16 protein-coding genes are annotated in these 14,367 nt (G+C 72.4%); 10 read left to right on the top strand and 6 right to left on the bottom strand.

Annotated elements, in window-relative coordinates:
- The first annotated feature begins 240 nt into the window (after positions 1-240).
- From AB0M39_RS22915 to AB0M39_RS22900, 4 genes are all read left to right on the top strand, one after another.
- Positions 241-702: a hypothetical protein gene (locus AB0M39_RS22915; RefSeq protein WP_365367192.1), complete on the top strand. Its 462-nt coding sequence runs from the start codon at positions 241-243 to the stop codon at positions 700-702.
- Entirely contained in the window at positions 699-1,469 is a 771-nt protein-coding gene (locus AB0M39_RS22910; protein WP_365367190.1) for a transcriptional regulator, read from the top strand. The genes AB0M39_RS22915 and AB0M39_RS22910 overlap by 4 nt, the downstream gene beginning before the upstream one ends.
- Positions 1,470-1,542: 73 nt before the next feature.
- Positions 1,543-1,971 (top strand): roadblock/LC7 domain-containing protein, encoded by a 429-nt coding sequence (locus AB0M39_RS22905; protein ID WP_365367188.1) that lies wholly within the window; start codon positions 1,543-1,545, stop codon positions 1,969-1,971.
- A 57-nt stretch (positions 1,972-2,028) separates the two neighbouring features.
- Positions 2,029-2,403 carry a hypothetical protein gene (locus tag AB0M39_RS22900; protein ID WP_365367186.1) on the top strand — a complete coding sequence of 125 codons (375 nt, stop codon included), beginning with the start codon at positions 2,029-2,031 and terminating at the stop codon, positions 2,401-2,403.
- Positions 2,404-2,968: 565 nt separating this feature from the next.
- Here the strand turns inward: AB0M39_RS22900 and AB0M39_RS22895 are convergent.
- Together AB0M39_RS22895 and AB0M39_RS22890 are read right to left on the bottom strand one after the other, a co-directional pair.
- Positions 2,969-3,808 (bottom strand): MurR/RpiR family transcriptional regulator, encoded by an 840-nt coding sequence (locus AB0M39_RS22895; protein ID WP_365367184.1) that lies wholly within the window; start codon positions 3,806-3,808, stop codon positions 2,969-2,971.
- Positions 3,805-4,047 carry a hypothetical protein gene (locus AB0M39_RS22890; protein WP_365367182.1) on the bottom strand — a complete coding sequence of 81 codons (243 nt, stop codon included), beginning with the start codon at positions 4,045-4,047 and terminating at the stop codon, positions 3,805-3,807. Before AB0M39_RS22890 ends, AB0M39_RS22895 begins: the two co-directional genes overlap by 4 nt.
- Positions 4,048-4,256: 209 nt before the next feature.
- Between AB0M39_RS22890 and AB0M39_RS22885 the strand changes: the two genes are divergently transcribed.
- Positions 4,257-4,676 (top strand): hypothetical protein, encoded by a 420-nt coding sequence (locus tag AB0M39_RS22885; RefSeq protein WP_365367180.1) that lies wholly within the window; start codon positions 4,257-4,259, stop codon positions 4,674-4,676.
- A gap of 82 nt (positions 4,677-4,758) precedes the next feature.
- Here the strand turns inward: AB0M39_RS22885 and AB0M39_RS22880 are convergent, their stop codons facing one another.
- A complete protein-coding gene (locus AB0M39_RS22880) occupies positions 4,759-5,520 on the bottom strand; it encodes an SDR family oxidoreductase (RefSeq protein ID WP_365367178.1) in 762 nt (253 codons plus the stop codon).
- A gap of 187 nt (positions 5,521-5,707) precedes the next feature.
- Here AB0M39_RS22880 and AB0M39_RS22875 point away from each other — a divergent pair, with 187 nt between their 5' ends.
- Positions 5,708-6,532, top strand: coding sequence for a helix-turn-helix transcriptional regulator (locus AB0M39_RS22875; RefSeq protein ID WP_365367176.1), 825 nt, complete (start codon positions 5,708-5,710; stop codon positions 6,530-6,532).
- Between the two features lie 284 nt (positions 6,533-6,816).
- On the opposite strand, the gene AB0M39_RS22870 is transcribed toward AB0M39_RS22875, so the two are convergent.
- Entirely contained in the window at positions 6,817-8,205 is a 1,389-nt protein-coding gene (locus AB0M39_RS22870) for a cystathionine beta-synthase (RefSeq protein WP_365367174.1), read from the bottom strand.
- A 131-nt stretch (positions 8,206-8,336) separates the two neighbouring features.
- Here AB0M39_RS22870 and AB0M39_RS22865 point away from each other — a divergent pair, with 131 nt between their 5' ends.
- From AB0M39_RS22865 to AB0M39_RS22855, 3 genes are all read left to right on the top strand, one after another.
- The gene (locus AB0M39_RS22865; protein WP_365367172.1) at positions 8,337-9,341 is read left to right on the top strand and encodes an SGNH/GDSL hydrolase family protein; all 1,005 of its coding nucleotides are present in this window, start codon (positions 8,337-8,339) and stop codon (positions 9,339-9,341) included.
- Between the two features lie 556 nt (positions 9,342-9,897).
- Entirely contained in the window at positions 9,898-11,118 is a 1,221-nt protein-coding gene (locus AB0M39_RS22860) for an acetyl-CoA C-acetyltransferase (RefSeq protein WP_365367170.1), read from the top strand.
- A gap of 389 nt (positions 11,119-11,507) precedes the next feature.
- On the top strand, positions 11,508-12,326 hold the full coding sequence (locus AB0M39_RS22855; protein WP_365367230.1) for a hypothetical protein: 819 nt from the start codon (positions 11,508-11,510) through the stop codon (positions 12,324-12,326).
- Positions 12,327-12,450: 124 nt separating this feature from the next.
- Here AB0M39_RS22855 and AB0M39_RS22850 read toward each other — a convergent pair whose 3' ends face one another.
- Positions 12,451-12,777, bottom strand: coding sequence for a hypothetical protein (locus tag AB0M39_RS22850; RefSeq protein ID WP_365367168.1), 327 nt, complete (start codon positions 12,775-12,777; stop codon positions 12,451-12,453).
- Between the two features lie 99 nt (positions 12,778-12,876).
- On the opposite strand from AB0M39_RS22850, the gene AB0M39_RS22845 reads away from it, so the two are divergent.
- Positions 12,877-13,107, top strand: coding sequence for a DUF4287 domain-containing protein (locus AB0M39_RS22845; RefSeq protein WP_365367166.1), 231 nt, complete (start codon positions 12,877-12,879; stop codon positions 13,105-13,107).
- Between the two features lie 125 nt (positions 13,108-13,232).
- On the opposite strand, the gene AB0M39_RS22840 is transcribed toward AB0M39_RS22845, so the two are convergent.
- A complete protein-coding gene (locus tag AB0M39_RS22840; protein WP_365367164.1) occupies positions 13,233-14,120 on the bottom strand; it encodes a Bax inhibitor-1/YccA family protein in 888 nt (295 codons plus the stop codon).
- Between the last annotated feature and the right edge of the window lie 247 nt (positions 14,121-14,367).

Raw genomic sequence — 14,367 nt, 5'->3', positions numbered from 1 at the left:
AACTCCAGGGTTGCGCGCGCAGAGCCCGCGCGAAACCGCCGTCCGCCCTGTGCGCGGGCATGCCGAAGAGCCAGACGTCGAAACGCCCGGCGCGACCATGGTGGGCCGGACCTTATCCGGTACGAGGCATGTTCCGATGGAAAATGCCACAACTCCCCCTGACCTTCACCACGTTACGTAACTTCTCCGTCACTGCCGCACATCCGTGCGCCGCACGCCGAGGCGGAGAGGGGAATCCGCGTGCCCGGAATCGACGAGTGTCTGCTGGAAGCCATGCTGGTGCCGGGGGCGCGCGGAGCGTCCATCGTGGACTGGATCAGCGGGCTCGCGCTCGGCGCCGTCGGCGAGTCGCCGGGCAGCGACCACGAGGCCACCGCCGCCGAGACCGCGGAACTGGCCAGGCTCGCCAACGAGTACACCGCGTTCGCCCCCTCAGGGAACGCACCGCACGGCCTCGACGGCCTCGGGAACGCCGACGGACGCGCCGGCGAGGGCGAGGAGGCCGCCGAGGGCAAGGACGAGGGACCGCCCGTCGAGGACCTCATCGTCACCACGCGGAACGGGTACCACGTGGTGCGGTTCGTGGAGACGACCTTCGACAGCAGCGTGTTCCTCCACCTCTGGCTCGACCGGGACCTGGGCAATCTCGCGATGGCCCGGCTGCGGCTGCGGAGCCTCGCCGAACGGCTGGTGCTCGGATGAGAGCCGCCGTCTCCCCCATGCTCGTCCGGCTCGCGAGGGAGCGGGCCACCGGCGTGCTGGTGCGCGACCACGGGGCGCTGTACCTCGCCGACGGCGAGGTCGTGCACGCCGAGAGCCCGGAGGCGCCCGGACTCGACGTGCTGCTGACGGTGAACGGCCGGCTGCGGCCGGACAGCTGGGCCGACGCCGTCGCCCAGGCGGGGTCGCGCCGCGAGGTCGCCCGCTTCCTGGTGGACAGCGGGCAGATGGCGGGCGGCGAGCTGGAGATCTGCCATCTGGGCGCGCTGTTCGACGCCGCGTACTTCGCGCTCTCGCCCGGCAGCGGCCCCACCCGCTTCCGCTACGGGGTCGTCCACTGGATCGGCCGGATACGCCCCGTGCCGACCGGCGTCGTCGAGCGCGAGGCGCAGCGGCGCAGCCGGCTGCTGGACGCCGTATGGCCCTACCCGATGGTCGACACGGCGCCCGTCGAACGCCGCGCGCACCCGGCGGGGCGGTCGGTCAGCCCCCGTCGGCGGTCCCTGCTGGACCTCGCCGACGGTGTGCGCACCCCGGCCGCCATCGCCCGCGCGCTCGGCCGGCCCGCCTTCAACACCCTGCTCGAGATACGGAGGCTGGCCGCCGAGGGGCTCGTCGAGACGCCCGCCGAGCCCACGGTCCCGGCCGTGACCGACGCCCCTGCCGAGACCGACGTCGCCGAGCCCCCGTCCGTCCTGGACTCCGCCCTGCTCCGCCGGCTCCGCGACGCCTTGGAGGAAACCCTGTGACGCCCTGCCCGACACCCCCGTCCACCCCGCCGGCCGTACCGCCGCCCGCACGCCAGGTCCGTTGCGCAACGTCATGAGGCGCGCGATGAGGCTGCGCGCCGAGAGGAGACAGCTCATGACGGCCGAGGCCGATGTGCTCGCCGAACTCAAACGGCTGCGCACGCGCGTGCCGCAGCTCACCGGCGCGCTCGCCGCCAGCACGGACGGACTGGTGCTGGCGGCGGACACGGCGGAGGCGGAGGGCGTCGCCGCGCTGACCGCCGCCGCCCTCGGCGTCGCCCTGCGGCTGACCGAGGCGACCGGGCAGGGCGGCTTCCGCGAGCTTCTGGTCCGAGGCGACCAGGGATACGTCGCGAGCTACGCGGCGGGGTCCTCGGCCGTCCTCACCCTTCTGGCCGAGCCACGCATCAACGTGGGGCGGCTCCATCTCGAGGCTCGCCGCTCGGGCGCCCGCATCGGCGAACTGGTCGACGACGCCCTCGAACGACCGGAGAACACCTGACCCATGACCACCACACCCGCACGAACACCCAACAGACGGAAAGGAAGTGCGCATCTCATGGCCAACACGGAGTCAACTCTCAAGGAAGCGCTCACCATCATCGACGGCGCGGTCGGCGCCGCGCTCGTCGACTACACCAGCGGGATGGCCCTCGGCACCGTCGGCGGCGGCAAGGAGCTGGATCTGACGGTGGCGGCGGCGGGCAACACCGACGTGGTGCGCGCCAAGGTCCGCACCATGGAGCAGCTGGGGCTGAAGGACGGCATCGAGGACATCCTGATCACCCTCAGCACGCAGTACCACTTGATCCGCCTGCTCAAGGGCCGGGGTACGAGCGGGCTCTTCCTCTACCTCGCACTGGACAAGGGCCGGGCGAACCTCGCCATGGCCCGGCACCAGCTGCGGCAGATCGAGGCCGAGCTGGAGCTCTGACCGGCAGTTAGCTCCAGCAGGACGGCCGACGGCGCCGCGCTCCCGAGAGGGTGCGCGGCGCCGTCGGCCGTCCGGATGCGGGCGGTAGTCCGGCTGAAGTCGGCCGTCCTGCTGCCGTCGGCTGTCCGGCTACGGGCGGCTTTGGTCGGCCGCGTCGGCTGCGGGTCGGCCGCGTCAGTTGCGGTCAGCTTGGCCCCAGACCCGGGCTCGCGGCCCGGCGTCGGCCCCGGGCTCGGGCCCGCGTTCGGCGCCGGACGGGCTGAGCGCGCGGGCCGCCCCGGCCGAAGGCAGAAGGCTCTGTCCTCAAGCGCCGGACGACCTCCGGGCCCGCAGCCGTCACGCCCGTCGTCCCGCCCGCCGTCCCGCCCGCCGTCGCCGAGCTCAGGCGCCGCCACGGGCAGGCACCTGTCCCCTCCTCGCGCAGCGGGAGCCCGGGCGCAGCCCAGAGCCCCACCGCCCAGCCCACGCCGGCAACGGTGCCAAGCACCACCACCTGCCGGCCGCGCCCAGTACCGCCAACAGCCCGCCCACGGCCAGACGCGCCCCGCCCCTCCCGTTCGCCGTGCTAGTCCGCGAACAGGCCGCGCGACGCCGCTCGTGCGTCGAATTCCTCTAGGCGCGCCTGCGCCTCCGGAAGCGCGTCGCACATCGCCTCCAGCAGGACCCGTCCCAGCAGCATCGGCGCGCAGGCCGTGTCGAAGGCCAGTCCCGTGCCGACCGCCGCCGGGAGCAGCAGGTCGCTGTGGCCGGCGACCGGGGCGAACGCGGAGTCCGCGACGGTGACGACCGTCAGGCCGGACGAGCGCGCGTACTCCAGCGCCTCCACGACCTCCTTCGGATGGCGCGGCAGCGCGAAGCAGAGCAGCGCGCTCGCGCCCGCGCGCCGGGCCGCGTCGACGCGGTCGGCGAGCATCGTGCCGCCCTCGTCGAGCAGGCGTACGTCCGGGTGGACCTTGGCCGCGAAGTACGCGAACCCCCGCGCCTGCGAGGACGCGGCCCGCAGGCCCAGCACCGGCAGCGGGCGCGAGGCCGCGAGGAGGCGGCCCGCGCGCTCGACCGGGGCGGGGTCCTCGAGGAGCTCCGCGAGATGGCGCAGGTTCTCGATCTCGGCCTGGACCGCCTGCTGGTACTCGTTCAGCCCGCCCTTGTCCGCCGCCCCGCTCTCCGCGGGCGCGACCTCCCGCAGATGCTTGCGCAGCGCGGGGTAGCCGTCGAAGCCGAGGGCGACGGCGAAGCGGGTGACGGACGGCTGGCTGACCCCGGCGAGCTCCGCGAGCTCCACGCTGGACAGGAACGGGACGTCGCCCGCCCGGCGGACCATGCTGTGCGCGATGCGCCGCTGGGTGGGGGTGAGCCGATGGCCCTCGAAGAGCTGCTGCAGCCGTGCGGCAGGGCTGTCGCTCATGCCATCCCCCTCGTCAGGTCCGTCATCAGTGCGCGGCCCGCCGCGTGCTCCGGGCCAGACCGACGCCCGTACCGCTGCAACGCCCTTGCCGCGGCGACGAGTTCGCCGCCGCCGGCCCGCTCCTCGATGCCCCGGGACAGTACCGTGCGGCCGGGCGGGACGAGCGCGCGGTACGCCCCCAGCCCGCCGAGGAGCACGGCGCCGGCGGGCGGGTCCACGCCGGGAGACGACGGCGTCACACGCACGCACCTCCCTCCCCGCCCACTCCGACCAGGTCACCGACCAGGTCACCGACCAAACTATTCAGTCACCAAGAACTCTGCATGACCATATACAGCCGAGCAAGGAGCCGCTGCCGGCCGGCGTCCGCGAGCTGGCGGAGCCCCGAGGGCGGACTGGGGGGCTACCCCCACTGACGCGGCCGACCCGCGCCCGTACGGTTGCCGATATGGATGCCCGCGACCCTGAGCTCAAGAAAGAGCTCGACGCCACCCTTCACGCCCGCCGCGAGCTGGGCGAGGAGTACGATTCCGCGCTCGTCGAATCGTTCCTGGAGAAGGTCGAGCAGCGCCTCGACTCCACTGTCGACCGCCGGGTCCGCCGCCAGGTCGCCGAGCAGCAGATGGTCGTCGCGCGCGGTGCCCGCTCGGCGCCGTCCGCCGAGAGCAACTTCGGCGAGCGCTTCGGGTTCGCGATCATCACGCTGATCCTCGCCATCCCGCTGTCGGCGGTCGCCGTGGCCAACGCCGAGCTGCCGGGCCTGATCGTCGCGTGGGCCGGCATCCTCGGCGTGAACACGGTCCACGCGGCGCACGGCTGGCCCTTCGTGCGCGCCCGGCGCGAGCAGAAGTCCGACTGGGAGGACTGAGGACTAGCGACCAGCCAGGGCCAGCGGGGGCCGACAAGAGCCTGCGCGGCCCAGCCGCACCGCAGCCTGGGCCGCGTCCGCGCTAGGACTGGCGGGTCGGCAGCACGATCGCCTGGCGCAGGTTCACATGCCGGGCGCGGCTGACCGCGTACCCGATCACGTCGGCGACGTCCTCCGACGCCAGCGAGCCGATCGCGCCGAACCAGCCCTCCAGCTCCTCGCTGAGCTCCGTGTTGTCGATGTGACCGCGCAGCTCGGTGTCGGTGAAGCCCGGCTCGACGTTGACGACGCGTACGTCGTGCGGGCCCAGCTCGCCGCGCAGGGACTGCGAGAGATAGGTCAGGGCCGCCTTGGTCGCTCCGTACACGGCGTAGTTCGGGAAGGTCTGGTGCGCGCCGATCGAGGAGACGTTGACCAGGTCGGCCGTGCGGCCCTGCCCGGCCGCGGCCAGCAGATCGGGCACGAACGCGCGGACGATCCGCATCGCGCCCGTCACATTCGTGTCGATCATGCGCTGCCACTCGTCGAGGCGGCCGTCGGAGACGGCGTTCGCGAGCATCACTCCGGCGTTGTTGACGACCAGGTCGACGGGTCCGTACGCCTCGTGCACCCGCGCCGCGGCCGCGGCGACGGACTCCTCGTCCGTCACGTCGGCGACGACGGCGAGCGCCTGGCCGCCGTCCGCGGCGATCTTCCCGGCCAGTTCCTGAAGCCGCTCGGCCCGCCGGGCCAGCAGCGCGACCCGGGCGCCGCTCGCGGCGAGCAGGAGGGCGGTGGCCTCGCCGATGCCGCTGGCGGCGCCGGTGACGACGGCGGTACGGCCTGCGAGGGCGTTGTACGTCATGGCTGACTCCCCATCTCGTGGTCCGGGCCTCGTGCGGGGCCCGGCCTGGCGGCCCGGGCCCGGGGCCTGGGCTCGTGGTCCGACGGGGACAACCCTGCGCGTGCTCGCCTCCCCCACCCAGGGCTGCGGTTTTCCTGGGTCTGCCAGTACCAGGCTCAAGCGCGCGCACTGTCCTAGGCTCGAACCCATGGACGGCGATCTCGGAGACTTCCTGCGCTCGCGGCGGGCCCGCATTCAGCCCGACGACGTGGGCCTGCCCTCGCACGGCCGGCGCCGGGTGCCCGGTCTGCGCCGCGAGGAGGTCGCGCAGCTCGCCGGGGTGAGCGTCGACTACTACATCCGGCTGGAGCAGGGGCGCGGGACGAGCGTGTCGGACTCGGTGCTGGACGCGGTCGCGCGGGTGCTGCGGCTGGACGAGACCGAGCGCGAGCATCTGCACGACGTGGCCCGCCCGAAGCGGCGCACGCCCGCGCCGGAGCGCCAACAGGTGCGCCCCGGGCTCCAGTTGCTGCTCGACACCGTCGAGAACGCCCCGGCCTACATCTTCGGCCGCCGCCTGGACGTGCTGGCCTGGAACGCCCTGGGCGACGCGCTCGTCGGCTACACGCAAATGGCGCCGAAGGAGCGCAACGTCCTGCGCCAGGTCTTCCTGGACCCGGCGGCCGCGGACCTCTACCCCGAGTGGTCGGCGGTGGCCGCGGAGACGGTCGCCTTCCTCCGCCTGGACGCGGGCCGCCACCCGGACGACGGCCGGCTCGCCTCGCTGGTGGGCGAGTTGTCGATGAAGAGCGAGCACTTCCGCCGGCTGTGGGCGGACCACCAGGTCAGGGACAAGACGTACGGGGTCAAACGCGTCGCCCACCCGCTCGTCGGCGAGCTGACGCTGCCTTACGAGACGCTGAGCCCGCCGGGCGACCCGGACCAGCTGCTGGTGGTCTACACGCCCCAGCCGGGCTCGGAGACGGCGGAGCGCCTGTCTCTGCTGGCCAGTTGGTCGGCCGCGAGAGCCTGAGAGACTCGGACGGAAGTGTTGAGGCGGGGACCGCCGCACCCCCGTTGCCGGGGGGCGGGACGACGGCGGTCCCCGCGAGGGACACGGTCCCGGGTCAGGGCCGGTCTCCGCGTCCAGGGCGTCTTGAGAGGTCCGGGAGCCGCTCCGGAGGTCCTAGACGCCGCACTGGGCGCCGGGGGCTCGTTCTCCCCCCGACGACTCCACTGTGCCGGACGCGTGTTAAGCGGGTGCTGCGCTGACATGACGCGCTCGTACCTATTTCGCGAAACGTCCGCGCAGCAGGGCTACTTGCCGCCGTTGGCGAGGAACGACAGCAGGTCCTGACGGCTGACCACGCCCGTCGGCTTGCCCTCGACCAGCACGATCGCCGCGTCCGCGTCGCCGAGCACCTTCATCAGGTCGGCGACCGGCTCGCCGGAGCCGACCTGCGGCAGCGGCGCGGACATGTGCTTCTCCAGCGGGTCGTGCAGCGAGGCGCGCTGCGCGTACAGCGCGTCCAGCAGCTCCCGCTCGACGACCGAGCCGATGACCTCGGCGGCCATCACGTCCGGGTGGCCGGCGCCCGGCTTGACGATCGGCATCTGCGAGACGCCGTACTCCCGCAGCACCTCGATGGCCTCGCCGACGGTCTCCTCCGGGTGCATGTGCACCAGGCTGGGGATGCCGCCGCCCTCCTTGTGGCGCAGCACGTCGCCGACGTTCGCGGACGGGCCCTCGCCCTCCAGGAAGCCGTAGTCCGCCATCCACTCGTCGTTGAAGATCTTCGAGAGGTAGCCGCGGCCGCTGTCCGGGAGCAGCACGACGACGACGTCGTCCGGGCCCAGGCCCTCGGCCACGCGCAGCGCCGCCACGACCGCCATGCCGCAGGAGCCGCCGACGAGCAGGCCCTCCTCCTTGGCGAGGCGGCGGGTCATCTGGAAGGAGTCCTTGTCGGACACGGCGACGATCTCGTCGGTGACGGTCGCGTCGTAGGCCGTCGGCCAGAAGTCCTCGCCGACGCCCTCGACCAGGTACGGCCGCCCGGAGCCGCCCGAGTAGACGGAGCCCTCGGGGTCCGCGCCGACGATCTTGACCCGGCCCTCGCTGACCTCCTTGAGGTAGCGGCCGGTGCCGGAGATGGTGCCGCCGGTGCCGACGCCGGCGACGAAGTGGGTGATGCGCCCGTCGGTCTGGTCCCACAGCTCGGGACCGGTGGTCTCGTAGTGCGACCGGGGGTTGTTCGCGTTGGAGTACTGGTCGGGCTTCCAGGCACCCGGCGTCTCGCGCACCAGGCGGTCCGAGACGTTGTAGTACGAGTCGGGGTGCTCGGGGTCGACCGCCGTGGGGCAGACGACGACCTCGGCGCCGTACGCGCGCAGCACGTTGATCTTGTCCGTGGACACCTTGTCAGGGCAGACGAAGATGCACTTGTAGCCCTTCTGCTGGGCCACGATGGCGAGCCCGACGCCGGTGTTGCCGCTGGTCGGCTCGACGATCGTGCCGCCGGGCTGGAGCGCGCCGCTCTGCTCGGCCGCCTCGATCATGCGCAGGGCGATGCGGTCCTTGACGGACCCGCCGGGGTTGAAGTACTCGACCTTGGCCAGGACGGTCGCCTGAATGCCAGCGGTCACGCTGTTCAGCTTCACCAGCGGGGTATTGCCGACGAGACTGATCATCGAGTCGTGGATGCGCACAATGTTCTCCGGGGTCTCCGTAATGGTGCTGCCAGCGTATGCGGAGGAACGCGGGATTGGGTGACGGTCGCTACGGGGCAGTTAGCTGATGACCGAAGGAGGTGGCCCGGACTGTGTTGTCGAGGGCGAGGGTGGCACGGCGCATCGCGGCGGGCGCCGCGTACGGCGGCGGAGGCATCGGCCTGCTCGGAGCGGCGGCCGTAGGGGTCGTGCTGGCGGAGGTCCAGCTGGCCAAGCGCACGGTGGGCGGCGGCACGGCCCCGGTCCCGCCGCGCGGCGACGGGCTGTACGGGCTGGCCTTCGGACGCACGGATCCGCTCTATCTGGCCGTGCTCGGGGACTCGACGGCCGCGGGCCAGGGGGTGCGCAGGGCCGGGCAGACGCCGGGGGCGCTGCTCGCGTCCGGGCTGGCGGCGGTGGCGGAGCGGCCGGTGGAGGTGCGCAACATCGCCCTTCCGGGTGCGATGTCGGACGACCTGGAACGCCAGGTCACGCTGCTGCTGGCGGACCGGACCCGGACTCCGGACGTCTGCGTGATCATGATCGGCGCGAACGACGTCACGCATCGGATGCCGCCCACGCAGTCCGTCCGGTATCTCTCCTCCGCGGTGCGCAGGCTCCGTACGGCGGGAGCGGAGGTGGTCGTCGGCACCTGCCCGGATCTGGGCACGATCGAGCCGGTGTACCAGCCGCTGCGCTGGCTGGCGCGGCGGGTGTCGCGGCAGCTGGCGGCGGCGCAGACGATCGTGGTGGTGGAGCAGGGGGGCCGCACGGTCTCGCTGGGCGACATGCTGGGCCCGGAGTTCGCGGCGAACCCGCGGGAGATGTTCGGCGCGGACAACTACCACCCGTCGGCGGAGGGCTACGCGACGGCGGCGATGGCGGTGCTCCCGACGCTCTGCGCGGTGCTGGGCCTCTGGCCTGAATCGGACCGCCTGGACGCGGACCGCCACGAGGACATGCTCCCGGTGGCCCGCGCGGCGGCGACGGCGGCCTCGGAGGCGGGCACGGAGGTCACGGGCGCCCGCGCCCCCTGGGCCCTCCTGAAGCACCGCCGCCGCCGTCGCCTCCCACCCCCACCCCACCCGGAGCCCACCTCTCCGGAGACGCCGACGCGCGAGGCGCGGCGGACGTAGGACGGGGCGGGAGTCTGCGGCTCTGCGGCTCTGCGGCCGCGAGGGTCCGCGGACGGCGCCGACTGGCCAAGGAGCCGTCTACCGCCTCAGCGGCCGGCGGCGGCGCTGCGGGTGCGCCGCTCGGAGCTCCCAGGGCAGCCACCGTCCGGTGGTGGAGCGCTGCGAGAACGCCCGCATCGCGGATGCGTCCCGGCCGCGGGGGCCGCCGGCGCAGCCCACGACGCTTCTGCGGAAGCAGCGTGGCGGCGGCGGCCGTCCGCCGCAGGCACCACGCGCGCCTGCGGTACGCCGAGCCGCAGGCTCGTCACGCGCCGCGCCGGGGCGACACTGGGATCGGCGGGGCGAAGCCCCACGCCACAGACCGTCGAGCCGCAGGCTCAGCCGCCCCGTCCCGTCAGGGTTTCGGGAAGGGGCGGGGTGGGGGAGATCGAACCCGCGCCCCCTGAGCGAGCGCTTAGAAAAGAGTCCCGCATCACACAGCCCGCCCGGTGACCAAAGCGATACGGCCGGGTAACTTCCCAGACAGTCCTGACCATCTCCCCTTCATGGAGCTGTGATGCCCGAAGCCGTGATCGTCTCTGCCGCCCGCTCCCCCATCGGCCGGGCCTTCAAGGGCTCCCTGAAGGAGCTGCGCCCCGACGACCTGACCGCGACGATCATTCAGGCCGCGCTCGCCAAGGTCCCCGAGCTGGACCCGAGGGACATCGACGACCTGATGCTCGGCTGCGGTCTGCCCGGCGGCGAGCAGGGCCACAACCTCGGCCGCATCGTCGCCGTGCAGATGGGGATGGACCACCTCCCCGGCTGCACGATCACCCGTTACTGCTCCTCCTCGCTGCAGACCTCCCGCATGGCGCTCCACGCCATCAAGGCCGGCGAGGGCGACGTCTTCATCTCCGCCGGCGTCGAGACGGTCTCCCGCTCCGTCAAGGGATCGAGCGACGGCCTCCCCGACACCCACAACCCCCTCTTCGCCGACGCCGAGGCCCGTACCGCCGCCGTCGCGCAGTCCGAGGGCGCGTCCTGGCACGACCCGCGCGAGGACGGCCTCATCCCCGACGCGTACATCTCGATGGGCCAGACCGCCGAGAACCTGGCCCGCCTCAAGGGCGTCACCCGCGCGGACATGGACGAGTTCGGCGTCCGGTCCCAGAACCTCGCCGAGGAAGCCATCAAGAACGGCTTCTGGGAGCGCGAGATCACCCCTGTGACGCTCCCCGACGGCACCGTGGTCTCCAAGGACGACGGCCCCCGCGCCGGCGTCACCCTGGAGGGCGTGCAGGGCCTCAAGCCCGTCTTCCGCCCCGACGGCCTGGTCACCGCCGGCAACTGCTGCCCGCTCAACGACGGCGCCGCGGCCCTCGTGATCATGTCCGACACCAAGGCCCGCCAGCTCGGTCTGACGCCGCTCGCCCGGATCGTCTCCACCGGCGTCTCCGGCCTCTCCCCGGAGATCATGGGCTACGGCCCCGTCGAGGCGTCCAAGCAGGCTCTGTCCCGCGCCGGGCTGGGCATCGGCGACATCGACCTGGTCGAGATCAACGAAGCCTTCGCCGCGCAGGTCATCCCGTCGTACCGCGACCTGGGCGTCGACCTCGACAAGCTGAACGTCAACGGCGGCGCCATCGCCGTCGGCCACCCCTTCGGCATGACCGGCGCCCGCATCACCGGCACGCTGATCAACGGCCTCCAGTTCCACGACAAGCAGTTCGGCCTGGAGACGATGTGCGTGGGCGGCGGCCAGGGCATGGCCATGGTCATCGAGCGGCTGAGCTAAGCCGTAGCGGACGGTAGGGGCCGCCCGAGGCACGAGGGCGGGACCTGCCGGAAGCGGTGGCGCAGCTCAGCGCGACCAGACAGACCGAGCGGCTGAGCTAAGCCGTGGCGCAGCTCAGCCTCAGCGGCTGAGCCGGCGCTCCGCCGGCCCTTCCGCGGACGTCCCCAGGGGCCTCTCGCGTCCCGGCCGTGACCGAATCTCCCCCAGGATGTGACCTATCTCCTGGGGGAGAGCCATTTCCCCAGGTCAGAGCCGAACCTACGCTAAACCCCAAGCCCAAAGACCTGTCCAATTCGTGACGTAATGCACTGACAGGAGGAGCGGGCTCACGCCAAGCTGATGTAGGAAGTCGGGGGATCGATGAAACCGGGAGTACGTCAGTGAGCGCCATGTCTCTTGCCCTGCTGCTCACCACGGCCGCCGCGACGGCCGTGGGTGCTGCCGCCCTGCATGCCGTACACGGACTGCGCAAGCAGGTCGGCGCCCTGCGCGCCGAGCTCGCCGTCGCCCACAGCACCGGCCGCACCCCCACCGTTCCGGCCCAGAGCCGCACCAGCCCCGCCGCCGAGATACGCGCCGCGGTCGCCGAGGCGCTCGCCGAGGAGCGGGAGCGGGAGCTGGCCGAGGCGCGCGCCTTCTGGGCCGCCCAGGAGAGCCGTGACGCGGCGGACGCCCCCTCCCTGCTCGGCGGTCTCGCCGCTCCGGGCGAGGAGCTCCCGTTCTACGTTCCGCGCCAGGCCGATCTCGTCGGTCTGGAGGCCATGGACCTGGAGGCCGCCGAGGCCCTGGACGACCTGGCCGACCTTCCCGAGGTGACCGAGTTCGCCGAGGACTCCCCCGAGCTGGCCGCCGCCCGCCGCCGGCACCCCTCGCACCCGGACTTCGTCCCCGTCCAGACCCCCGTGGTCACCGACCACGAGCGCACCGTGGCCCGTCTCGAGGAGCTCGCCGAGACGCGTACCGAGCTCGCCGACGTACGCCCCGGCCCCCTCGGCACGCTCGACGTGTACGTCTTCGCCGACGGCACGACGCTCTGTATGACCCCGGGCCACCGGGAGACCGCCGAGCGGCTCGCCGAGGCCCTTCGGGTCGGCGACACTCCGGTCCTGCTGGGCGGCTCCGGCGTCTCGGGGGCGTACGCCCTGACCTTCGCGTGCGGCGAGGAGAGCGTCTACATCCTCGCGGACCGCGTGATCGCGTCCCACTAGCGCTTCCAACGCTCCCCAGGCCGCCGGTACGCCCGCAAAAGCCCGGAGCCGCAAGCCCAGCGCCGATACCTGGAGCCCGAGCCCGGAGCGCCCCGCCCCACAGAACCCGGCCCGCGGGCCCGCCCTACACCCCGGCCCGCCCCGCCGCATCCCGTACCAGGATCACGGCCTCCGCCACTTCCGTCCCGGAAGCGGTCGGGGCCGTTCGCAGTGCCTCGGCCAAATCATGGCCGGCGACCGCCAGCTGGTCCGCGACTGCGAACACCCCCGCGTCCGGCATGATCCGCGGCTCGCTCCCGGGGCTCTCGACCCGCTGCGCCCGCACCGCCAACTCCCTGGCCAGAGCAAGGCCCGCGGCGGCCGCTCCACGCTGCAGACGGCTCTGCGGGGCGGACCGCAGACGGTCGGCGAGTCGGTCCACTTCGGCGGTCAGATCAGTCGTATCCAGCACGCCGCGACCCTACGCGCCGCCACCTGACTGTTGCCAATACGCGAACGCTCAGGCACGGTGGCGGGTAGGAGCACACGCGCAACGCGTCCGGAGGCGCCGATGTCCCAAGTCTTCTCCGAAGAGACCCATCGAAATCTGCTCTCCCGAATCCCCCATTGCACCGGTCGTGAAATCTCCGACTGGCTTCGCACGGTCGATGACGGCCCATCCCTTTTCCGCTTCGAGGAAAAGGTCAGCTGGCTCCGGAGCGAACACAATCTCGCATACGGACACGCCAAAGCGATCATTCACGAGTACGACCTGAGGCGCGCAGCTCGCAAACTGCTTTAGGACGTGCACCACCATGCCGAAGGGCCCGCAGACAGCGCCTGCGGGCCCTTCGCATGACCTGGTGACTCATAGAGAGCGGCTGGCGGCCGACTTGCAGCCGGCCGTCAGCCGAGACGCCAGAGTCGTCAGTCGTTCCCCTGCAAGATCGAGATCAGGCGCAGGAACTCCATGTAGATCCACACCAGCGTCATGGTGAGGCCGAAGGCCGCCAGCCACGACTCCTCGCGCGGAGCGCCGTACGCGATGCCGTCCTCGACCTGCTTGAAGTCCAGGGCCAGGAAGCACGCGCCGAGGATGATGCCGATGACGCCGAACAGAATGCCCAGACCGCCGCTGCGGAAGCCGAGGCCGTCGCCGCCGCCGAAGACGGAGAACAGCAGGTTCACCATCATCAGCAGGACGAAGCCCATGGCCGCGGCCATCACGAAGCCGTAGAAGCGGCGGGTGACGCGGATCCAGCGCATCTTGTACGCGATCAGCACGCCGGCGAAGACCGACATGGTGCCGAGCACGGCCTGCGGGACGGCGCCGGCCGAGACGTACGTGGAGACCGCGCTGGAGATGACGCCGAGGAAGACGCCCTCGAACGCGGCGTACGCCAGGATCAGCGCGGGCGACGCCTTGCGCTTGAAGGACTGGATGATCGCGAAGACGAAGGCCACCAGGCCGGCGCCGATCGCGATGCCGTACGACTTGCCGAGGTTCGCCTCGTCGACGGGCAGCAGGAACCACGCGAGCGCGGCGGTGACGAAGACCGTGCCGAGCGTCATGGCGGTGCGCGCCACGACGTCGTCGATCGTCATCACATTGCCGCGGGCCGGCGCCTGCGGACCGCCCAGCTGGGTGTCGGCCGGGGCGTAGGGGTTGGTGGCGTACGGGTTGCCCGCGCCCTGTGCGTAGGGGTTGGTTCCTACGGCGGGGCCCCCGGCCTGCGGCTGCTGCGCGTTGAATCCCGCGTAGCCGTTGTCGCGGCTGAACCCCCGTCGCGAGAAGACCGGGTTGCTGCTCCTCATCTCACTCCTCCATGGCCACCCTGCGCGGCCTTGCGTCAAGAGTAATGCGGGAGCAAAGAGAACACCCTAGTGCTCGGGGAGGATCTTTCCAGGATCGTGACCCGACCGCGGGCGGCGGAACCGTCGGTTCCGCGGGACCATTCCCGTGGACGGGGGGACCGTCTCCCCCCGGATCCGGGCGGGGCCTCGTGGGCCTCTCGCCCGTCGGTCTCGGGCGGACACCGGCCTGGCGCCGGTTTCGAGCTCG

This window comes from Streptomyces sp. NPDC051907, from assembly GCF_040681075.1.
Lineage (GTDB): Bacteria > Actinomycetota > Actinomycetes > Streptomycetales > Streptomycetaceae > Streptomyces.
The sequence above is the reverse complement of the archived record's forward strand: the minus strand, read 5'-3'. Positions and strand labels throughout refer to the sequence as shown.